A 20,495-nucleotide genomic window follows, 5' to 3' on the forward strand; every position below is an offset into this window, starting at 1 on the left:
GGAGAAGAAGCGAAACCTCATGCTGGTTTCGCAGGATCTTCGGGTGATCGCCACCAACTTCAGGCCGGGCCTCCGCCGGACGGCATGAGCGCCGGCCGCCATGAGCTTCTCTACCGGCGGGACCTGCCCTGCAGCCCCTGCCTTGCCGTGGAGGTCTTCCGCACAGGCATGCGCGCGGTTCGGAAGGTGGATGCGGTGGACGGCAAGGCGGTCCATGAGGCCTGCCACTATGCCTACCCCCTCTACAGCGGGGATGAGGTGGCCTATGTGGTGCTCCTGGACTACGACGTCTCCTCCTTTGAGGAGATGGAAGAGGACCTCATGCGTTCCAACGCGTTTTTGAAGAACCTCATCAACAGCGCCGTGGACGGGGTCATCGCCGCCGACATGCAGGGACACATCGTGATCTTCAACGATGCGGCCTCGGACATCTGCGGGTTTCCCGTTTCCGAAGCCCTGGACGGCATGAACATCCGCAAGGTCTACCCGCCGGGTGTGGCCGAGGAGATCATGAAGAAGATGCGCGGCTCGGAATACGGCGGGCCGGGCATGGTCAAGGCCCTTCCGGTGGACGGAATGAACAAGGACGGGGCGCGCGTGCCCATCAACCTGGACGCGGCCATTGTCTACGAAGAGGGCAGGGAGGTGGCCACCATCGGGTTTTTCCGGGACATGCGCGAGGTGCTGCGCATGGAGGCCGAGTTGAAAGGGACCCAGCTCCAGCTCCTCCAGGCCGAAAAGATGGCCTCCCTGGGGAAGCTGGCCGCAGGGGTCGCCCACCAGATCAACAACCCTTTGGGGGGGATCCTGCTCTTTGCCCGGCTTCTCCTGGAAGAGTACGATCTTCCCGAGGAAGCCCGGCAGGATGTGAACCGGATCCTGCGCGACGCAGGCCGGTGTCGGGACACCGTGCGGGAACTCCTCGAATTTGCCCGGCAGACCCGGCGGGAGATGGCCCCCCTGGACATCAACCGGGCCATCAGGCGGACCCTCTACCTCCTGGAGAGCCAGACCATCTTCCAGAACATCGAGATCGTTTCGGAGCTGGACCCCTCCCTTCCCCAGGTGCTGGCCGACGGCCAGCAGATGAATCACCTGTTCATGAACATTATTTTAAATGCCGCCGATGCCATGGACAACGAAGGCACCCTCACGGTGAAAAGCGGCGTGGCCGAAAACGGCCGCGTGTTCGCCGAGGTGTCCGACACGGGTTCCGGCATTCCCGGGGAGCTTCTCGAACGGATTTTTGAGCCTTTTTTCACCACCAAGGCGGCCGGTGAGGGCACGGGCCTGGGGTTGAGCCTGGCATACGGGATTGTGGAGAGCCATGGGGGAAGCATTACCGCGTCCAACAACGAAGGGAACGGGGCAACCTTCCATGTGGAGATTCCCTGCAGCCCGCCACAAGGGGAGCCATGAAGACCATGGATGAGGATGCCGTCAAGGTCTTGATCATCGACGATGAGGAGGACATCCGGGAAGGGTGTCGGCGTTCGCTTGCCAAGGTGGGGTGCGAGGTGCTCACGGCGGTGGACGGTGGTAAGGGCCTTGAGATCCTGGGCGCGGAGGCCCCCAGGGTGATTTTCCTGGACCTGAAGATGCCGGGCATGGACGGCATGGAGGTGCTGGCCGTGATCCGGGAGACGGCTCCGGCCTGCCTGGTGATCATCATGACCGGGTTTGCCACGGTGGAGTCTGCCATCATGGCCATGAAGAGCGGGGCCTACGACTTTATCGCCAAGCCCTTTGAACCCGAGCAGCTGCGCCTGGTGGCCGGTCGTGCCCTGGCCCACATCCGGGTGGTGCGGCGGGCCGAAGAACTCAAACGGGAGCGGGAACGCACCCTGGCGGACCTGGGGACGGAGCAGAGCCGGGTGGCGGCGATTCTGGAATCCCTGCCCAACGGCGTGGTGGTGACCAATGCCTTCGGCATGGTGGTGCTGATGAATTCGGTGTTCCAGCGCCTCTTTGCCGGGGGGGCGCCCTTGAGGTCCCCGGACCACATCTCTCGCTATATTGAGGAGGCCGAGTTCTGCCTCTGGATCAACAGCATCTCCACCGGGGTGTTCATGACCGACGGCAAGATTCCCTCGTGCGAGCTCCAGGTAGTGGACAAAGGATTTTTCCTTGCCCGGGGCCAGCATGTGCTTTCGGCCGAGGGGGAGTGCCTGGGGGCCGTGGTGACCCTCACAGACATCACCGATCTCAAGACCTTCGACCAGATGAAATCCGAGTTTGTCTCCAAGGTCTCCCATGAACTGCGCTCTCCCCTGACGGCAATCTGTGAGCAGCTCAGCATGGTGGACGAGGAGGCTGGGGCGGCCCTGGGGGAGGAGAACCGGGGCATGGTGCGCAGGGCCCGGGACAAGGCCGGGGCGTTGATCTCCCTCATCGGCGATCTCCTGGACCTTCAGCGCATCGAAGGGGGGGCCGAGTTTACCCACCCCCGTGAGGTGGAACCCGCGGGTCTTCTCACCGCCATGGTGGACTTTTTAAGGGCCCGTGCCCAGGCGCAGGGGGTTTCACTGACCCTTGCCCTCCCCGAAGAAGAGTTGCCCGTGCTTTTCGCCGACCCCACGGCCCTTGAGAGCATCTACGGCAACCTCATCACCAACGCCATCAAGTATACGGGCAGCGGGGGCCATGTGACGGTGTCCGTGTCCGTGCCGGAGGGAGGCGGGCTTTGCGTGGCCGTCACCGACGACGGCTTCGGCATCGAAGAAAAGCACCTGGAAAAGATTTTTGACAAGTTTTACCGCATCAAAGATGATAAAAGGCGGTTTATCGTAGGGACGGGGCTCGGGCTTTCCATTGTCCGCCAGCTGGTGGACGGACTTGCCGGGGCCGTGGAGGTGACGAGCCGGCCGGGAGTGGGCAGCACCTTTACCGTCACGCTTCCAGACAAATACCAGGTTGCTGCAGAGGATGCATGAACCCTAAAAACCCCTTTAGAAACGAAAACGTTGAGGGCTATATCACTGAGTTGGGGCGGGCCGCCACCCGCATGGAGCGACTCATGCGAGAGCTTCCCACCACAGACCCCTCGGTGCTCGGGGAGTTGCACAGCCTCTCCATGGAAATTGAGCGGATGGTGGTGGAGGAACCCGGCAGGGAACGCCGATCCATGTTTGTGGACCAGGTCAGGCGAAAAGCGATGTATCAGAGGCAGCGTTACATGAAAATGGCCCATGCGGGCTCTCTCCGGAATCCCTGAGACGTCCGTCTCACAGCCAGCGCTTTCCGAAATGCGGGATGGACTTTTCAGGGCAAGTCGGGTATATCCATTTTTTGCCGCCTGTAAAAAAACGACAGGCGGCAGGTGAACAAAGTTCTGTGTGTTTATGTAGGTATTTTTGTGTATTTTGTGACCATTGGTCGTTTCGGAGGGAATTATGATTAAGGAAAGAGTCGAAGACGGAATTGTCATTATCACCCTGTCCCATGGTGCCACCAACTCCATTACCCTTGACACCCTGCGCCAGATGGATGCCATCGTCAAAAAGGTCAACGAAGATGACGCCTTGAAGGGTATTGTCCTGACCGGGGATGGCCGCTTTTTCTCCAGCGGGTTCCACCTCCCCGATTTTATCGGGTTTCAGTCCCACGAAGAGGCCGTGGCCTGGTTCGAGGAGGAGGAGGAGCTTCTCACCAATTTCTTCACCTGCGAAAAGCCCGTGGTCTCCGCCATCAACGGCCACTGCGCCGCCGCCGGCCTCATCTGGTCCTTTGCCGCCGACTACCGCCTGGTCAAGAACCATCCCAAGATTCGCATGGGCATGAGCGAGATCAAGATCGGCCTGCCCCTGTCCATTGCCCAGTACCACGTGGTCCGCTTTGGTCTCAACGACGACCGCACCTACCGCAACGTCATGTTCTTCGGTGAGATGGTGGGCGTGGAGAAGGCCCTTGAGATCGGCATGGTGGACGAGATCGTGGAAGAGGATCAGCTGGTGGAACGCGCCAAGCAGATCGTCACCTCCTGGATCGACACCCCCAACCGGCCCTTCCTGGTCATGAAGAAGATGATGCGTCAGGACACCGCCGACAGCATCCGCAGCCGCCTGGCCAGCGAGCCCTGGCGAGCCGGTTTCGACATCTTCACCAAGCCGGAAGTGCGCGGCACCCTTGAATTCGTTCAGTCCATGATGGACGGCAAGAACTGATTCCTGGGGACGGCGGGGAAAACATGGGCACCCCTTGCAGGCGCCGTGATTTTTTCCGCTGCACTCTGCCACACGGATTGGAATAGACAAGATTGACTCAAGGCGAGGGCTTCGAAGCCCTCGCCATGCCGGGCAACGGGTCGCTGTCACCTGCCTTTGGCATGGCGCCATGGCCTTCACAGGGGCTGGCCGCCCATTGCCTGACCGACCGTTTTTTCCCGGGCCCGACATCAAGGTGCGAGATGCGTGAGGTTGAACCCGGAAAGGCGTTTGTGTTGCGTGACCACGCAAGGCTCATAGCGCGTAAGTATGTGTCGGCTGTGCTCACGGTGACCGTCATTGTGATGCTCAGCACCATGATGGGGTTTGGGGAGGGCTTTGCCACCAATTTCATCATCGGGCAGTGCGTGGGGACCTGTGCCTTCGCCTTTACCTTCACCGCCCTGGTGTGCCTCCGGTGGAAGGGCCCCCTGGCCCAGATGACCGGCGCTGCCCTTGCCATGGCGGCCGGTGCCTGCACCGGCATCATCCTGGGGGCGTTTTTTTCGGGAAAGGATCTGTTTTTCTACCTCCCGGAGAGGAGCGAACTCATCGTCCAGGTGGTGATTTTAACCGTCATGGGCGGCTCCCTGTTCCGGTTTATCCTCAACTCCCAGGAAAAGATCAGGCAGGCCGGGGAGCGGATCCAGCGGGAGAAGATCAAGCGTCTCACCATCGAGAAAAAGGTGGTGGAGACCAACCTGCGCATGCTCCAGGCCCAGATCGAACCCCACTTTCTCTTCAACACCCTCTCCAATATATTGAGCCTTCTGGACACCGATGTAGACCGTGGCAAGGTGATGATCAGCGATCTTATTGCCTATCTGCGCATCTCCCTGTGCACGAGCCGGGAGGAGATGGCCACCATCGGTCAGGAGATGGAGATGATCCGGGCGTACCTGGATATCTTCAAGATCAGGATGGGGGAACGGCTCTCCTACGAGATTGACGTCCCCGATTCCCTGAGGTGCATCCCCTTTCCCCCCATGCTGATTCAGCCCCTTGTGGAAAACGCCGTCCGGCACGGGCTGGAGCCACGCATTGAAGGGGGGGATATCCGTGTCACCGCCTCGCATCGCCCGGGGGCCCTGCGCATCGACGTGGCCGATTCCGGCCTGGGGTTCCACGAAGGCAGCCACTGGGGAGTGGGCGACGACATCAAGGAACGGCTCGACACCCTCTACGACGGCAAGGCCAGCCTTCGCCTGGGGGGGAACAGGCCCAACGGATTTCTGGCCACCATTGAGGTGCCCCATGGGACAGGTTAAAGCCATCATCGCAGACGACGAGGAGCAGCTCGTCATCTATCTGGAGTCCATGCTTTCCCGGATCTGGCCGGAGCTGAAGATCTGCGGCAGGGCCGGAAACGGCCGGGACGCCCTTGCGCTCATCGAAGCCCACGCCCCGGATATTGCCTTTCTCGACATCAAGATGCCCGGTCTCACCGGCATGGAGGTGGCGGCGCGGTGCGGTGGCTCCACCCGGGTGGTGTTCATCACGGCCTTCAATCAGTATGCGGTGGATGCCTTTGAAAACGGGGCCATGGATTACCTGTTAAAGCCCGTCACCAATGCCCGCCTGGAAAAAACCGTTACCCGCCTGAAAAAACGGGTGGCCAAGACGCCGCCCCCTGCCGAACTCACGGCGGCCATCGAAGAGGTGATCCGGGCCGTGGGCCGGTCGGCCCCCGCACCCTGCCTGAAGTGGATCAAGGCCCAGCACCGGGACAGCATCCGCCTGATTTATGTCAATGACGTGATCTACTTCAAGTCCAGCGCCAAATACACCTCCGTGCTCACCGCCGAAGGGGAGTCCCTTATCAAAAAGCCCATCAAGGAGTTGAGCGAAGAGCTGGATCCCGAGACCTTCTGGCGCATTCATCGCGGCACCATCATCAATGCCGGGTGCATCGACAAGATCAGTCACTCCCTCACCGGCCGCCTTGCCGTCAAGCTGAAGGGCTCTTCAGAAATCCTCACCGTCAGTCGCAGCTATTCCCACTTATTCAAGCAGATGTAGCAGGGCCTCTCCTGATTCGGCACTGCTTCAAAGAGGTGCCGCGCAATAGATCTGTTTCTTTCCTTCTCTATGACAATGCGCCGAAGTTGGTTTGTTTTTCCGAATGAATGGTGGTGAATGTAAATTCATTGTGGTTGCGTGATAAACATCGTTTGTCATAATATACAGTCGGCCGTCAGAGTATACGACCATTCGTCGCTTTCCATTTCCCAGCCCCTTCTCTCCCTCCGTAGGATCCAAAAACCGTGTGAACTGTTTTTACTCGCCTATCATGATTGTCAACAAAATATACACGTAGGAGGGATTTATGGTTAGAAAGATCAGTAAAGCTGCGGTTATCGGTTCTGGTATCATGGGCGGCGGAATTGCCGCACTCCTCGCCGGTGCCGGGGTGAAGGTCCTGCTCCTGGACATCGTTCCCTTTGACCTTTCGGATGAAGAGAAAAACGATCCCGCAGCCCGTAACCGCATTGTCAAGGCGGGCATGGACGGTGCCCTGGCGGCTCAGCCCCCGCTTTTCTACAACAAGAAAGACGCAGGGCTCATCGAGATCGGTAACCTCACCGACGACTTCGACAAACTGGCTGATTGCGACTGGATTTGTGAAGTGGTCGTGGAGAACCTGAAGATCAAGCAGGAGCTTTTCAAGCGCATCGAGGGCATCCGAAAGCCCTCCTGCATCGTGAGTTCCAACACCTCGGGCATCCTTAAAGGCCATGAGCGAGGGCCTGAGCCCCGAGTTCAAGACCCACTTTCTCGGAACCCACTTTTTCAACCCCGTTCGCTGGATGCATCTTCTGGAGCTGATCCCCGGGGAAGAGACCGCCCCCGAGGTGCTCCGCTTTATGGAGCGTTTCGGTGAAATTAACCTCGGCAAAGGCATTGTCTGGGCCAAGGACACCCCCAACTTCATCGGCAACCGCATCGGCATCCAGGGCATGGGCAAGATCATGCAGGAGGTGGTGAAGCAGGGGTTGACCCTTGCCGAGGTGGACGCCCTGTTCGGTCCGGCCATGGGCCGGCCCTCAAGCGCCATCTTCGGCACCGCCGACCTGGTGGGCCTGGATACCATGGCCCATGTCATGGAAAACTCCTATGACCTCTGCCCCGACGACGAAGAGCGTCAGACCCACGTGCTCCCCGAGTTCGTCACCACCATGGTGGAGAAGGGCTGGCTGGGGAACAAGACCAGGGGCGGCTTCTTCAAGAAAGAGAAGAACGCCGACGGCAAAAAGGTCAAGCTGATGCTCGATCCGGCCACCTGCGAGTACGTAGAATTCGTCAAGGCGGACTTTCCCTGCCTCACCGCGGCCAAGGCAGCCTCCACCCCTGCTGAAAAGATCAAGGCCGTTGTTTACGGCGACGACAAGGGCGCCAAGTTTGCCTGGGACTGCTCGGCCAACGGCCTCATCTACGCCGCCAACCGGATCCCGGAGATTGCCGCCTCCGTGGTGGAGATCGACAACGCCATGAAGTGGGGTTACGCCGTTGAAACCGGCCCCTTTGAGACCTGGGACCTGGTGGGTGTCAAAGAGTCCGTGGCCCGCATGGAAAAAGACGGCCTGCCCGTTCCCGAGAAGGTCAAGGCCATGCTGGCCGCCGGCAACGACTCCTTCTACAAGGTGGAAAACGGGCGCCAGTATTTCTACGACTTTGCCACCGAGAGCTACCAGCCCGTGAAACTCAGCGAAACGGCCCTTTCCCTTGCCACCTGCAAGGCCGACGGCAAGGTGGTCAAGAGCTGCCCGTCCGTCTCCCTGGTGGACATCGGAGACGACGTCTTCTGTGTGGAGTTCACCACCAAGATGAACGCCCTGAACCGTGAAATCATCGAGTTCATGGGCGAAATCAAGGAGTTTGCCCAGGAGAACGCGGCGGGCATCGTCATCGGAAACCAGGCAGGGGGCATGCCCGGGGCTTTTTCCGCCGGTGCCGACCTCGACTATGTGCTGGGGCTGTGCAAAGGCAAGAAATTCGCAGAGATGGACGAGTTTCTCTCCCTGGCCCAGAACGGCATCAAGGAGATCCGCTATGCCAACGTTCCGGTGGTGGCGGCCCCCTACGGCATGACCCTGGGCGGTGGCTGCGAGGTGTGCATCGGCGCAGCCGACAAGATCGTGGGTGCCGCCGACCTCATGATGGGCCTCGTGGAAATGGGCGTGGGGCTCCTGCCTGCAGGCGGCGGTTGCACCAACCTCTGGAAGAAGTTTGTTTTTGCCCTGCCCGATCCTGTCCAGAAAGACACGGATCTCTCCAAACTCTTCGTGCCGGTCTTCATGGCCATCGGCATGGCCAAGTACTCCATGAGCGCCAAACAGTCCTTCAGCCTCGGCCACATGCATCCCTGGGCAGACCGCATCGTCATGAACCGTGACCTGCTCATCGGCGAGGCCAAAAAAGAGGTCCTGGCCATGGTGGATGCCGGGTACGCACCGCCCGTGAAGAAGCCCGTTCCCGTTATGGGTGAGGCCGGTACCGGCATGATCCACGCCCAGATCTACAACATGCTCAAGGGCGGTTTCCTGAGCGAGCACGACGCTCTCATCGCCACCCGCATCGCAACGGTCATCTCCGGCGGTTCCGTCAAGGAGGGCACGGCCATCGACGAAGACGTCATGTACAAGCTGGAGCGGGAAGCCTTTATCGACTTTGCCCAGGAAGAAAAAACCATCGCCCGTATCGAGCACATGCTCAAGAAAGGCGCTCCCCTGCGCAACTAAGGGGGACCCTTGGCGTGCGCTTTAAGCGCAGCCTGCGTGAAGCGACCAAGTAGATGAAAAAAAACGACACCAGGTAAGGAGTGACATATGCGCGAAGTTTATATCGTTGAATCCGTACGAACCCCCGGATGCAAAAACAAGAGAGGGCAGTTCAAGGAGACCCGTCCCGAAGACCTCCTCTCCTTTATCATGAAGGCCTGTGTGGAGAGGGCCGGCGTCGACCCCAAGGAGATCGACGACGTCATGTGCGGGTGCGCCTTTCCCGAAGCGGAGCAGGGGCTCAACATCGGCCGCGTGGCCAACCAGATGGCCGGATTCCCCGAGTCGGTCTCCGGGGCCACCGTCAACCGGTTCTGTTCCTCGGGCATCGAGGCCATCGCCCTGGCCCATTTACGCATCGCCGCCGGGTGGTCCGAGGTGACCCTGGGGGCCGGTATCGAGTCCATGACCTACGTCCCCATGGGTGGCAACAAACCGCGCCCCCACGCCGAGTTTGCCGCCACCAATCCCGAGATGTACATCTCCATGGGCGTGACGGCCGAGAACGTGGCCGATCGCTACGGCATCACCCGACAGGAGTGTGACGAGTTTGCCGTACGGTCTGTATCCAAGGCTGCCAAGGCCCAGGAGGAAGGGTGGTTCACTGAGATCGTCCCCACCCCGGCCTACAACTTTGTGCTTGGCGAAAACGGGACCTATGAGAAGAAAGAGTTCATCGTGGACAAAGACGATGGCGTCCGTGCCGGTACCACCGTAGAGGGTATCGCCCGTTTGAACAGCCCCTTCAAGGCCGGCGGGGTGGCCACGGCCGCCAACTCCTCCCAGACCACGGACGGCGCTGCTGCCACCCTCCTTGCCAGCAAGGAGGCCTGCGAAAAGTTCGGCCTGAAACCCCTGGCCAGGCTCGTGGGCTACGCCGTTGCCGGGTGCAAGTCCGATGAGATGGGGGTCGGCCCCAAGTACGCCATTCCCAAGGTTCTGGAGCAGACCGGCTTCACCCTGGACGACATCGACGTCATTGAGCTCAACGAGGCCTTTGCCACCCAGTCCCTTCACTGCATCAAGGAGCTGGGCCTCGACGAATCCAAGATCAACCTCAACGGCGGCGCCATCGCCCTGGGCCACCCCCTGGGCTGCACCGGCGCCAAGCTCACTGCCACCCTGCTGGCCAACATGAAGCGGGTGGGGGCCAAGCGCGGCATTGTCTCCATGTGTATCGGAGGTGGCATGGGCGCTGCCGGTGTGTTTGAACTTGTCTAGACTGTTGTGTCCACCTCGGCGGGCATGAAAGGGCTTCTACGAAGATGCGGAAAGGGGCCGGACACCTCTTTCCGCATCTTTTTGGTTCCTTAAGACCGAAGCCCGGTCTGGCAAGGGACCGGAACACCATGGACAGGAAACATCACGGATTCCTTCCACGCATATATTCAAAAGCCTGATTCCCTTCTGTGTGTATGTGGATTTTTCTTAACATGGTGCTTCGGTCCGTTTTTTTGCTCAAGGTTCTATGATTCCCTGCGGTTGGAGAGGGCTCGGGTTTGCTTCCAATGCACGTGCTTTGCTCATAAACCGATGCCGGTGAGGTGTCTGGACGCTGTTTTTACTTGTCGGATGCTCTTTTTTTTGATTGTGTATTACGCATGTGAAATAAAATAGGCTAAGGGCTAAGGGCTAAGGGCTAAGGGCTAAGGGCTAAGGAGAGAGAGATGGGCGAGTGGAAGAAGACGGGGTGTGTGTTGTGTGCGCAGAACTGCGGGCTTGAGGTGCAGACCGAGGGGCATCGTATCGTGAAGGTCCGTGCCGACAAGGAGAACGTGAGGAGCCGGGGGTACATGTGCCGGAAGGGTGCCAACGTGGCCTTTCACCAGAACCACGAGGGGCGGTTGACCCAGCCCCTGAAGCGCACAGAAAACGGGTTTCAGGAGATCTCCTGGGAGCAGGCGTTTTCCGAGATCGGCTCCAGGCTCCGGGGGATCGTGGACGAGCATGGGCCGAAGTCTTACGCGTACATGGGGGGAGGGGGGCAGGGCTGCCATTTTGAAGCGGCCTTCGGCATGACCCTCATGAAGCCTATGCATAGTTTTCCTACAACGCCCTGGGCCAGGAGCTCACCGGATATTTTTGGGCCTGCGGTCGCATGATGGGGCGCCAGAACCGTTTTGCCATTCCCGACGAGCATCATTCAGAAATGATCCTGGGCATCGGCTGGAACGGCATGGAGAGTCACCAGATGCCCAGGGCTCCTCTGGTGCTGAAGGAGTTTTCAAAGAACCCGGACAAGTTTTTGGCCATTATCGACCCCCGGAAATCCGAGACAGCCCGGGTGGCCAACCTGCATATTCCGGTGCGGCCCGGCACCGATGCCCTGCTGGCCAGGGCCATGATAGCCATCATTCTGGAGAAGGGATGGGAAAAACGCGATTACCTTGATGCGTATTGCACCGGTTTTGCCGACATCGAGCCCTGGTTCCGCGGATTCGATATCAACGGGGCCCTTGCCGTGTGTGAGGTCTCCTATGATGATGTCCTTGCCCTGTGCGAAAAACTGGCGACCCTGAAGTGGTGTATGCACTTTGACCTGGGGGTTTACATGAACCGCCACAGCACCCTCACCAGCTACCTTTACATGCTCCTGGCGGCTGTGTGCGGCCGATGCGGGGTGGCAGGCGGCAACGTCATTCCGGGTACCATCGTGCCCTTGGGCAGCCACACCGACGAGCGGGACGAAAAGAACTGGCGCACCGTGGAGACCGGGTTCCCCGCTTTGAATGGGGCCTACCCTCCCAACGTCATGCCCGAGGAGATCCTTTCGGATCATCCCGAGCGACTCCGGGCGGTGCTCTGTTCCGGGTCCAATCCCCTGCGGAGTTACGCGGACACCACGGCCTACGAGGAGGCTTTCAAAAAGCTCGACCTGCTGGTGGTCTCGGAGCTTGCCATGACGGAGACGGCCGAGTTGGCCCATTACGTGCTTCCGGCCAAGAGCGGTTACGAGTCCTACGATGGCACCTTTTTTCCCTGGAACTATCCGGAAGTCTATTTTCAGATGCGTCCCCCCGTGGTGACGGCCAAGGGGGACCCCAAGGAGGTTGGGGAGATCTACACCGGCATCGCCGAGGCTGCCGGGTACATCCCCGAGATCCCTGCCTATGTGTACAAAGCGGCCAAAAAAGACCGGAAAACCTTTGCCGCGGCCCTGTTCAGTTTTGCTTCCAAAAACAAAAAAGCCATGAAGGTGCTGCCCTTTGTGCTGGCCAAAACCTTAGGGAAAGAGCTGGGCTCAGCCAACCTGGCGGCCCTCTGGGGTATCACCCTGGCCATGCCCAAGACCAACCGGAAGAACGCGGCCCGGGCCGGGTTTGGCCTGCCCAAAGCCTGGCAGACCGCCTTGAACCCTATCAATTTCGCAAAGGCCCTTGCAGGCATGGTGCGGTATCGCGCCCTGGCCCCGGTGGCCCTTCTGACCCCGCAGATTGCCCAGAGTGAGGCGGTGTTCCAGGCCATTGTCGATCACCCCGGCGGCCTGTGGGTGGGCAAGATGGATCTGGACGGGAATCTGACCGAGATCCGGCACCCTGACGGGAAGATGCATCTCCATGTCCCGGAAATGGATTCGTGGGTGAAGACCGTCACCCCCGAGGCCGAGGCCGCAGCCCTTGAAAGAACGAAGGAGGCCCCCCTTGTGCTCATGGCCGGGCGGCACACCTCAAACAACAGCAACACCCTCATGCGCGATCCCGCCTGGAACGAGGGAAGGCGCCCCTGCACGCTGGCCATGCATCCGGCGGATGCTGAGCGGTTCAACCTGACGGACGGCCAGATGGTGACGATCACCACCGAGGCGGCCTCCGAGGTGATAGAACTGGAGATCACCGACCACATGCGCGAAGGCCAGGTGGCCATTCCCCATGGGTTTGGCCTTGTGCACAACGGAGAGGCCTCTGGTGTGAACGTCAACCGCCTCACCAAGAATACCCACAGGGATTCCTTTGCCGCAACACCCCTGCACCGTTACGTGCCTTGCCGGGTGGAGGCGGTATAGTAAAAAAATCTGGCCTTGAGTCTGCACGAGGTAGGTAGTATACAAAAGATGCTTTTTTATGTCTCTGGCCTACCTTGGTGACTCTGTGGATGATTCTAATTCCTGTTCTGATGAGAGGTTTTTTATGACAATTCGTGGGTATTCGTTTGACGGGTATGTGGATGAGGTGAAGGCATTTCACGGTCATGTGGCCCCGGGGATGGTGGCCGGCGGCTTTATGGTGGAGCTGGCGTTGTCCCGCCTGCCGGACGGCGGGCTCTACGATGCGGTGAGTGAGACCCGGGCCTGTATTCCGGACGCGGTTCAGCTCCTCACCCCCTGTACCATCGGCAACGGATGGCTCAAGATTGTCCCCACCGGGCGTTTCGCCCTTTCGCTTTACGACAAGCATACCGGCAAGGGCGTGCGGGTGGCCCCCGATTACGATATCCTGGATCAGTGGCCCCAGTTTAAGGCCTGGCTGCTCAAGCTGGTGCCCAAAAGAGAGCAGGACACCCCTGCGTTGATGAATGAGATCAGGGAAGGGGGCATCTCCCTGTTTACCTGTGAGCCTGTTTCCCTGGACCCCTCGTTTCTGGGCGGCAAGAAAAAGCACGTGAGCCATATCCACCGCTGCTCCCTTTGCGGCGAGGGGTTCCGCTCTGTTGACCGGGCCGAGATCTGTCCGGCCTGTTCCGGGGAAGCGACCCTTTATGTCCGCAGCACCGAAGATGAGGTGACCCTGACCTCCACTGCCCTGGAAGAGGCCGTGGGCGGCCACGCCCTCCACGACATGACCCTCATCGTACCGCGTAAGCAAAAAGGGCCGGCCATCGTCAAGGGACAGCGCATCACCGATGCCGACGTGGAGGTCCTGAAGCGCATGGGAAAAAACAGGGTCTACCTCGAAGAGCAGAATCATCGGGAGAGCCTTGTCCACGAAGACGATGTGGCCATTGCCTTCGGCGATACCCTGGGCGGAGGGTGGGTTGCCGGGCCGCCCAAAGAGGGAAAAGTGGAGTTCCGGGCGGCGCATGACGGCCTGTTCTATGTGGATACCCAGCGGGTCAACAGGCTCAACTCCATGGCCAACGTGATTCTGTCCACCCTCCCTTCATGCACGCCCGTTTCCGGGGGACAGCTCCTTGCCGGGACCCGGGCCGTTCCTCTGTTTCTGTCTCGGCCCGAGTTTGCCCGGTGCATGGCCCTTGCCCATACGCCGCTATTTCATGTGGCTCCCTACATCATCCGTGAGGCAGGGGTCATTGTTACAGGCACCGAGGTCTACGAAGGCCGCATAAAGGACGGGTTCCTTCCCTACGTGGAGTCCATCCTCGGAACCTACGGGGCCGGTGTTGCCGCGTCTGCCTTTGTGCCCGATGAGCCTGCCCGGCTCGCTGCCGAGGTGACCCGTATGGCAGGGGAGGGGATCAAACTCATCATCACCACGGGCGGACTTTCCGTGGACCCTGACGATGTCACCCAGCGTGGCCTGGAAAAGGCGGGCGTCACCGTCACCTCTTCACGGTCTCCCGTTCTCCCTGGAGCCATGACGCTCCTTGGGAGCCTGGGGGATACCGCCGTGGTGGGAGTCCCCGCAGGGGCGCTGGCCTCGGAAAAAACAGCATTTGATCTGGTGCTGCCGCGGCTTTTGGCCGGCATGGACGTCACGCCCGAGGATGTGTACGCCATGGGGGTTGGCGGGCTGCTTGTCGGCGCATAACCAGATAGTCGTAAAGCCGTTCCCGAATCGGCCGTAAATCGACCCGTGGGGCGTCTGCATCATAATGATGACAGACGCTATGGATGAACGCCTTCTTTTTTCTGATGCTCTTCACGTATTGACATGAACATGACCTGGACCCACCATCCCATGCCCGGCGGCGTGACCATAGAGGCCGCATGGAGCCCCTGCAGCACGCCGCAGCCCAAAGGATGCGTTGTGCTCTGGCCCTGCATGGGGGGCGATTGCCGCATGTATGCCATGCCCGTGGAGACCTTTGCGTCAGCGGGCTGGCATGTGCTTTTCTACAATCCGCGAGGCCATGGCGGGTCCACGGGGTATCTTTCCCTTGAAACGGCAGGGGAGGATTTGAAGCGCCTCCTGGACCGTTTTGACATTTCCGGGCTGCCCCTCACCGCCATTGGGCACTCTGCGTGCGGCTCGCATGGCTCAAGGCCTCGGCTGCCGGGCTCGCTGTGAAGGAATTTTTCTTTACGGCTCCGGTGCTCAATTCCCGCAGGTCCCTGTTTTACATGTACGAGACCGGGACCATCGGGGAGTTTGTCTTCGTAACCTCCCGTCTTGCCGCCGATCCTGCCCATTTCAAACGCATCCTTGCCGACACCGCCTGGTTGGACCCGGAGTACTGGCATGCACACAACCTGGAGCATGTCTTAAACGGGGGCAATGGCTCTTTTCCCATGGGCAGTTTCCTCCGTGAGCTTTTTATCCCCGGGGTCGATGCCATGCCAGAGCTGGAATACCGGGAAGCCGATGTGACCCTTTTTTTTCCGGCCCGGGATAACTGGTATCCCCACAGGGAAACCCTCGACGGGTGTTCGGAAAGGCTGACCGCCGTTGAAGTTTCTGATGCCGGGGATCATTACTTCTCAGGTGCGTGGTCGGTCGTGTGGTCGGAGACCGCCCATCGGATGGCGATTCCGTCGGCCGGTTTCCTGTGAATAGGTTTTATCGCTTGAATAATGGCGATGTATTGCGTATATTTACAGAGTATTAGTGAAAGCTGTGTTGGTTTGTTTTACCCCTTTTTTTACCTGCGGGATGTCGTGTGGAATGCCTGCCACACCCGCGGGTAGGTTTCCATCAAGCCGCCATGGACTCCCTCTTCATTTGGGGGGATGACCCGCAACGTCTTTCTGGTTCTGTCCATTCCATTGTCCGATACCTCTTTCTGTAGCCATTTCCATGGCTGGATCGTATCCCTGCGATCAGCACGAATGTATTCCCGATAAATCATCAACAAAGCGTTTGGCTCCCCACTTTATTGTGCGGGCGCCGGTTCAGGCGGACCGTGTCCGATTGCATGGCAATACTGATTGGTCGGTGTGCCTAAGGGGCTGATCATGGGATGCTCTGCTCCTCGGCCAATACGCGAGATTGTTTATTTGAATCCATCATTTCCTCAGAGGTGACGCTATGAAAATTATGGGATGGCTATGGGTGGGTATTGGGTTGTTGTTTCTTTCGGCACAGGCGGCCTTTGGCGGGGGGGTCTGGCTTTATGAGGCCGGGACACCGGATATGGGCACGGCCCAGGCCGGTCGCGCGGCCCTGGCAAATGATGCCTCCACGGCTAGTTTCAACCCGGCCGGCATGTCTCGCCTTGATCGGTCCCAGCTTATGCTCGCCTTGGTGGGGCTCGAGGTCAAAGCCAAGTTTTCTTCGTATGAGTCGAGCAAGGGCGGGGGGGACGGCGGCGATGCCGGGGGGTTTGTTCCGATTTTTGGTTTTAATTACGTGCACAAGCTCAACGACGATGTCAGTCTGGGCATTTCCACCGGGTCCTACTTCGGCCTGGGGCTGGATTACGGTGCCAACTGGGCCGGGCGTTACTTTATCCAGGAGGCTGAACTCATCACCTATGCGGTCAACCCCGGGGTCTCTTACCGGGTCAATGATATGCTGTCCGTGGGGTTCGGCATCAGCCTGGTCTACGGAGAGCTGGACCAGAAGGTGGCCCTGGCCAATCTGGAGCCCGGAGCGGATGGTCAGCTGAGTATTGAGGAGGACGACACCGAATTTGGCTTCAACCTGGGCGTTCTCGTGGAGCCCATGGATAAGCTCCGCCTTGGGCTGACCTACCGTTCGGAGGTGGAGATGGAGTTTAAGGATTCCGCGACGTTGACCAATGTGGGGCCGGGGTTGCAGGCGCTGCTGGAAAGCCTGGGGCTCGTAGGGAGCACCGTGGATCTGGGGTTGAATATTCCCCAGGCGATCATGGCCAGCGGGGTGTTTGAGCTTTCGGACCAATGGGCAATTATGGCCAATGTCGGCTGGCAGGACTGGAGCGCCTTCGGACAGCAGACCCTGACGTTTCGTTCGAACACGTCCACGAGCCTGACCCAGGACCATGATTATGACGACACCTGGCATTTTGCCCTGGGAGCCCAGTACCGTTTTGACGACCCCTGGCTCTGGTCCTTTGGCATGGCCTACGACACCTCGCCCCTGGACAGAACCACACGAACACCGGACGCCCCGCTGGATCGCCAGGTACGGATCGGTACCGGGATTCAGTATGATATCAACGCAGACATGACCGTGGGGGCGGCCTATGAGTTCATTGATGCGGGGGCGGCCAATATTGATCTTGAGAGCGAGCCCCTGCGCGGAACCCTTCGGGGTGATTACGCCACCAATGAGATCCATGCCTTTGCCGTGAATTTTAATTACAAGTTTTAAAAAGAGACCGGTCCTCCACAGAGGCGTCGAGGACCGGTGCCCGGAGTCGGGAAAAGAGGCAGGGTCAGAGCTGAGCTTCGGATGGCAGCTGGGGGGCGTTGCCATGGGCCGAAAAGGTGTCCATGGCAAACAGGGCCCTTTCCGGCGGTGTTCGAGGTGTGTGGCGTTCACCGTCAATGCAGGTGACCCTGGGCTGGATACCGGTGCCGTTGGCAATCTGGATGGCAAGGCCGGGCCTGGCATTCAATTCCAGGATCATGGGGCCTTTGGTGCTGTCCAGTACAATGTCCACACCGAGGTACCCCAGGTCGGTGATATCGTAACACCGGGCTGCCAGCTCTGCAAATTTGGGCCAGTCCGGCACAACAAAGGTGGAGAGGTCTTTGCCCGTGTCCGGGTGGTGAGTGAGGGGGCGGCCGAATTGAACGGCTTTCAGGGCCTTGCCTGTCCCGATATCGATGCCCACCCCCACGGCCCCCTGGTGAAGGTTGGCCTTGCCGTCCGATGCTGCGGTGGAGAGACGGGTCATGGCCATCACAGGGTATCCTTTGTACACAATGACGCGAATGTCGGGGACTCCCTGGTAGGAGAACCCGTCAAAGGCAGTGGAGAACTCCACCATCTCTTCGATCATGGCCACATCATTGCTGCCGCCCAGGCTGAAAAGGCCGCTCAAGGTGTTGGACGCATGACGTTTGACCTCGGCAAGGGTAACAAGACCGCCGCCGGGTTTCAGGAAATCCCGCCCCTGGCGGCCGCTGATGACGAGGATCCCCTTCCCGCCGCTTCCCCTGGCCGGTTTGATCACAAAGGCCGGGCACCCTTCCAGAAAATCTTCCAGTTCCCCCACATTGCCCTGGGTTTTGATCACGCCGAGGAGCTTTGGCGCTGAGATACCCGCCTTTTCCAGGATAATTTTGGTCCTGAGCTTGTCGTCCACGAGGGGGTAGAGCCGCCTGGGGTTGTTCTGGGCGATCATCACCACGTTGCGGCGATTCATGCCCACAATGCCCGCCTTTTTCAGCTTTGAAGGAGAGGTGAAGAACATGGTCATTTCCCTCCGGCAAGGGGTTCGAACCGGCGCAGTTCGGTGAGCCGGTACCCTGAGTAGCTCCCGATCATGATGATCACGGCCAGGACCACCAGCAGCAGCTCCGGAAAGGAGTAGGCCAGGTGGCCGATGAGTTTACTCTGCATGGCAAGGAAGATAAGGGAAGCGGAAAAGAGGCTGCCTCCCCCCTGGATCAGGACATCCCGAGGGCCTTCTTCCTCCCAGAGCACCGACATGCGTTCGATGGTCCATGAGATGATGATCATGGGGAAAAAGGTGACCCTCAGGCCCGCTTCGAATCCCATTTTGATACTGATGACGCTGATGGCCACATAGATGATGATGACAAAGACCAGAACCGCTGAAATCCTGGGCACGAGCAGGAGGTTGAGGCTGCTGAGGTAAGAGCGCAGAAACAGGCCGACCCCGACGATGAGCAGAAACAGGGCCAGCCCAGCCAGGAGGTTGACTTGGAGAAAGACCATGGCGATGAGGATGGGCATGAAGGTCCCTGAGGTCTGGATTCCCACGAGGTTGCGAAGGATCACCACGATGAGTGCCCCGATGGGGATGAGCAGCAGGAGCTTGAAGGTGTTCTGCTGGGAGACGGGGAGGCTGTAGATGGAAAAATCGATGAGCATGTGTTTGTTGAATTTCCCGTGCGTGACGGCGGCCCTTTGTGCGGAGACGGTCCTTTCAAGGGTGGCAAAGGTGATCTTTCCCCCAGTGCCACCGGTGATATCGAGGATGGCGTCGTTGCCGTATCTCCAGAGAAGAAATTCGTTTCGTTCTTCAACTTCGACGGTTCTTGGGTTGATGAGCTTTAACCTGTCGCCGTCAAGAAACTCGATGTAACTTTTGAGGGTCTGTTTTTTCTTTCCTTCTGATAGTTTGAGCCCTTTGACCTTTCTTGCCTTGACCCCCGCCATGTTGATAAGGCCGCTGGCAAGGATGTACTTGCCGCCGTGCTCCTCCGCATGGGAGAGGAGCAATGCAGCGTCCTCGTTCAGGGGATCGTTGAGGGCATTGAGGATGGTATCGGTAAGATCAACCGGTTGGTCCTCTGTTTTTTTTGCTTCCGATACAATGTTGGTGGCAGCGGCCTGCTGCGGGCCCGTAAAGGAGAGGGGAGGCGTTGTTTGCATGGCGCCGGGTTTCAGCCTGACGTCCTTTGCATGGCGGTATGCCGTGGTGCGGAAAAAGATTTTCTGATCGCCGTCTGCTTTGTCGGTGGTCCAGACGCCCTGGTCTTTCATCCGTTCGAATGTATACCCTTTGGTCACGGATTGCCTGCCCGTGATGGAGAGCGAGTCGGTTTTGGGCATGTTGACCGAGACTTGTGCGGGGCCGCCGAGGGCAGTGAACGTGATGGTCGCCTCAATGGTCCAGACCGTCTCTTTTTGCTCCGGGAAAAAGGGAAAGCCGAGCTTGATGTGTTTGTATGCGGCGGCCCCTGCCCCAAGGGCAATGAGTACGACGATGATGGCGATGATCTGGATACGTTGTTTCATGAGTTACTCCTCGCCCAAGGGGGTGGTGACGTTTTTGAGGGTCACGTCGACAATGAATTCACCCTCCAGAAAATTGCGCCCGATGAGCACCTGGTAGGTAAACTCTGAACGATCCGTAAGGGTAAACTCCTTGTAGAGGGCAACGCCGCCGAGCAAGGCCTTCATTTTGACCACGGGCCGCCTCTGGCTCTCCTTTCCATGCCTGGTGATTTTGACGGTTCGGGACGACTTATCCAGCTTGTGCGCACGTAACTTCACTACGGTGAGGGTAAAACGGACCCATTTTTTGCCGTCGCGTTCGAAGTGTTTGATGTTCGTGGCGTCCAGTGAGCAGCTGGTGGCACCCGTGTCAATACGTGCAGGCAGAGTGATACCCGCCTTGACGAGGGTCACCGGTTCCACCTCGCCGATGACCATTCTGTCTGACGGGATGTCAGGGTGAGACCGGTGCCCGGCGCAGGAGACGCACAGAATGGCAACGGATGAGGCGATGACGAGACGGGTGAACACAAAGGCAGTTTTTTTCATGGAGGCACGCTGTCCTT

17 protein-coding genes and 1 pseudogene are annotated in these 20,495 nt (G+C 59.2%); 15 read left to right on the forward strand and 3 right to left on the reverse strand.

From position 1 onward, the window contains the following. Window positions 1-84 precede the first annotated feature (84 nt). The 15 genes and pseudogenes from ACOYW1_RS08925 to ACOYW1_RS08995 all read left to right on the forward strand — a co-directional run bounded on the left by ACOYW1_RS08925 (window position 85) and on the right by ACOYW1_RS08995 (window position 17,388). Complete coding sequence (locus ACOYW1_RS08925) at window positions 85-1,419, forward strand: two-component system sensor histidine kinase NtrB (protein WP_482422515.1); 1,335 nt, start codon at window positions 85-87, stop codon at window positions 1,417-1,419. Then, window positions 1,416-2,933 carry a sensor histidine kinase gene (locus ACOYW1_RS08930; RefSeq protein ID WP_482422516.1) on the forward strand — a complete coding sequence of 506 codons (1,518 nt, stop codon included), beginning with the start codon at window positions 1,416-1,418 and terminating at the stop codon, window positions 2,931-2,933. Before ACOYW1_RS08925 ends, ACOYW1_RS08930 begins: the two co-directional genes overlap by 4 nt. Further along, window positions 2,930-3,214: a hypothetical protein gene (locus ACOYW1_RS08935; protein ID WP_482416669.1), complete on the forward strand. Its 285-nt coding sequence runs from the start codon at window positions 2,930-2,932 to the stop codon at window positions 3,212-3,214. Before ACOYW1_RS08930 ends, ACOYW1_RS08935 begins: the two co-directional genes overlap by 4 nt. Before the next feature lie 178 nt (window positions 3,215-3,392). Next, on the forward strand, window positions 3,393-4,163 hold the full coding sequence (locus tag ACOYW1_RS08940; RefSeq protein WP_180141041.1) for an enoyl-CoA hydratase/isomerase family protein: 771 nt from the start codon (window positions 3,393-3,395) through the stop codon (window positions 4,161-4,163). A 242-nt stretch (window positions 4,164-4,405) separates the two neighbouring features. Then, a complete protein-coding gene (locus ACOYW1_RS08945) occupies window positions 4,406-5,470 on the forward strand; it encodes a sensor histidine kinase (protein ID WP_482422517.1) in 1,065 nt (354 codons plus the stop codon). Continuing rightward, entirely contained in the window at window positions 5,457-6,221 is a 765-nt protein-coding gene (locus tag ACOYW1_RS08950) for a LytR/AlgR family response regulator transcription factor (RefSeq protein WP_482422518.1), read from the forward strand. The genes ACOYW1_RS08945 and ACOYW1_RS08950 overlap by 14 nt, the downstream gene beginning before the upstream one ends. A 352-nt stretch (window positions 6,222-6,573) precedes the next feature. After that, a pseudogene (locus ACOYW1_RS08955) lies at window positions 6,574-6,867 on the forward strand (3-hydroxyacyl-CoA dehydrogenase NAD-binding domain-containing protein); the annotation flags it as partial. A 70-nt stretch (window positions 6,868-6,937) separates the two neighbouring features. Then, window positions 6,938-8,941 carry a 3-hydroxyacyl-CoA dehydrogenase/enoyl-CoA hydratase family protein gene (locus ACOYW1_RS08960; protein ID WP_482422519.1) on the forward strand — a complete coding sequence of 668 codons (2,004 nt, stop codon included), beginning with the start codon at window positions 6,938-6,940 and terminating at the stop codon, window positions 8,939-8,941. An 87-nt stretch (window positions 8,942-9,028) separates the two neighbouring features. After that, entirely contained in the window at window positions 9,029-10,201 is a 1,173-nt protein-coding gene (locus ACOYW1_RS08965) for a thiolase family protein (protein ID WP_482416665.1), read from the forward strand. A gap of 446 nt (window positions 10,202-10,647) precedes the next feature. Beyond that, window positions 10,648-11,082: a molybdopterin-dependent oxidoreductase gene (locus ACOYW1_RS08970; protein WP_482422520.1), complete on the forward strand. Its 435-nt coding sequence runs from the start codon at window positions 10,648-10,650 to the stop codon at window positions 11,080-11,082. Continuing rightward, window positions 11,079-12,983 (forward strand): molybdopterin-containing oxidoreductase family protein, encoded by a 1,905-nt coding sequence (locus ACOYW1_RS08975; RefSeq protein WP_482422521.1) that lies wholly within the window; start codon window positions 11,079-11,081, stop codon window positions 12,981-12,983. The genes ACOYW1_RS08970 and ACOYW1_RS08975 overlap by 4 nt, the downstream gene beginning before the upstream one ends. 124 nt (window positions 12,984-13,107) lie before the next feature. Beyond that, entirely contained in the window at window positions 13,108-14,685 is a 1,578-nt protein-coding gene (locus ACOYW1_RS08980; protein ID WP_482422522.1) for an FmdE family protein, read from the forward strand. A 129-nt stretch (window positions 14,686-14,814) separates the two neighbouring features. Next, a complete protein-coding gene (locus tag ACOYW1_RS08985) occupies window positions 14,815-15,165 on the forward strand; it encodes an alpha/beta hydrolase (RefSeq protein WP_482422523.1) in 351 nt (116 codons plus the stop codon). Beyond that, window positions 15,162-15,647, forward strand: a complete 486-nt coding sequence (locus tag ACOYW1_RS08990) for a hypothetical protein (protein WP_482422524.1) — start codon at window positions 15,162-15,164, stop codon at window positions 15,645-15,647. Before ACOYW1_RS08985 ends, ACOYW1_RS08990 begins: the two co-directional genes overlap by 4 nt. 475 nt (window positions 15,648-16,122) lie before the next feature. Continuing rightward, on the forward strand, window positions 16,123-17,388 hold the full coding sequence (locus ACOYW1_RS08995) for an OmpP1/FadL family transporter (RefSeq protein WP_482416661.1): 1,266 nt from the start codon (window positions 16,123-16,125) through the stop codon (window positions 17,386-17,388). A 64-nt stretch (window positions 17,389-17,452) separates the two neighbouring features. On the opposite strand, the gene ACOYW1_RS09000 is transcribed toward ACOYW1_RS08995, so the two are convergent. The 3 genes from ACOYW1_RS09000 to ACOYW1_RS09010 are packed head-to-tail and all read right to left on the reverse strand — an operon-like array spanning window position 17,453 to window position 20,478. Continuing rightward, on the reverse strand, window positions 17,453-18,436 hold the full coding sequence (locus tag ACOYW1_RS09000; protein WP_482422525.1) for an alpha-L-glutamate ligase-like protein: 984 nt from the start codon (window positions 18,434-18,436) through the stop codon (window positions 17,453-17,455). A 2-nt stretch (window positions 18,437-18,438) separates the two neighbouring features. Continuing rightward, window positions 18,439-19,950, reverse strand: a complete 1,512-nt coding sequence (locus tag ACOYW1_RS09005; protein ID WP_482422526.1) for a UUP1 family membrane protein — start codon at window positions 19,948-19,950, stop codon at window positions 18,439-18,441. A 3-nt stretch (window positions 19,951-19,953) separates the two neighbouring features. Beyond that, a complete protein-coding gene (locus tag ACOYW1_RS09010; protein WP_482422527.1) occupies window positions 19,954-20,478 on the reverse strand; it encodes an ATP-dependent zinc protease family protein in 525 nt (174 codons plus the stop codon). Between the last annotated feature and the right edge of the window lie 17 nt (window positions 20,479-20,495).

The organism is Desulfoluna sp. CYM3A (genome assembly GCF_056829965.1).

Coding starts and splice junctions, on each gene's coding strand:
- ACOYW1_RS08925 (WP_482422515.1), top strand. CDS start 85: ATGAGCGCCGGCCGCCATGAGCTTCTCTACCGGCGGGACCTGCCCTGC.
- ACOYW1_RS08930 (WP_482422516.1), top strand. CDS start 1,416: ATGAAGACCATGGATGAGGATGCCGTCAAGGTCTTGATCATCGACGAT.
- ACOYW1_RS08935 (WP_482416669.1), top strand. CDS start 2,930: ATGAACCCTAAAAACCCCTTTAGAAACGAAAACGTTGAGGGCTATATC.
- ACOYW1_RS08940 (WP_180141041.1), top strand. CDS start 3,393: ATGATTAAGGAAAGAGTCGAAGACGGAATTGTCATTATCACCCTGTCC.
- ACOYW1_RS08945 (WP_482422517.1), top strand. CDS start 4,406: ATGCGTGAGGTTGAACCCGGAAAGGCGTTTGTGTTGCGTGACCACGCA.
- ACOYW1_RS08950 (WP_482422518.1), top strand. CDS start 5,457: ATGGGACAGGTTAAAGCCATCATCGCAGACGACGAGGAGCAGCTCGTC.
- ACOYW1_RS08960 (WP_482422519.1), top strand. CDS start 6,938: ATGAGCGAGGGCCTGAGCCCCGAGTTCAAGACCCACTTTCTCGGAACC.
- ACOYW1_RS08965 (WP_482416665.1), top strand. CDS start 9,029: ATGCGCGAAGTTTATATCGTTGAATCCGTACGAACCCCCGGATGCAAA.
- ACOYW1_RS08970 (WP_482422520.1), top strand. CDS start 10,648: ATGGGCGAGTGGAAGAAGACGGGGTGTGTGTTGTGTGCGCAGAACTGC.
- ACOYW1_RS08975 (WP_482422521.1), top strand. CDS start 11,079: ATGATGGGGCGCCAGAACCGTTTTGCCATTCCCGACGAGCATCATTCA.
- ACOYW1_RS08980 (WP_482422522.1), top strand. CDS start 13,108: ATGACAATTCGTGGGTATTCGTTTGACGGGTATGTGGATGAGGTGAAG.
- ACOYW1_RS08985 (WP_482422523.1), top strand. CDS start 14,815: ATGACCTGGACCCACCATCCCATGCCCGGCGGCGTGACCATAGAGGCC.
- ACOYW1_RS08995 (WP_482416661.1), top strand. CDS start 16,123: ATGAAAATTATGGGATGGCTATGGGTGGGTATTGGGTTGTTGTTTCTT.
- ACOYW1_RS09000 (WP_482422525.1), bottom strand. CDS start 18,436: ATGTTCTTCACCTCTCCTTCAAAGCTGAAAAAGGCGGGCATTGTGGGC.
- ACOYW1_RS09005 (WP_482422526.1), bottom strand. CDS start 19,950: ATGAAACAACGTATCCAGATCATCGCCATCATCGTCGTACTCATTGCC.
- ACOYW1_RS09010 (WP_482422527.1), bottom strand. CDS start 20,478: ATGAAAAAAACTGCCTTTGTGTTCACCCGTCTCGTCATCGCCTCATCC.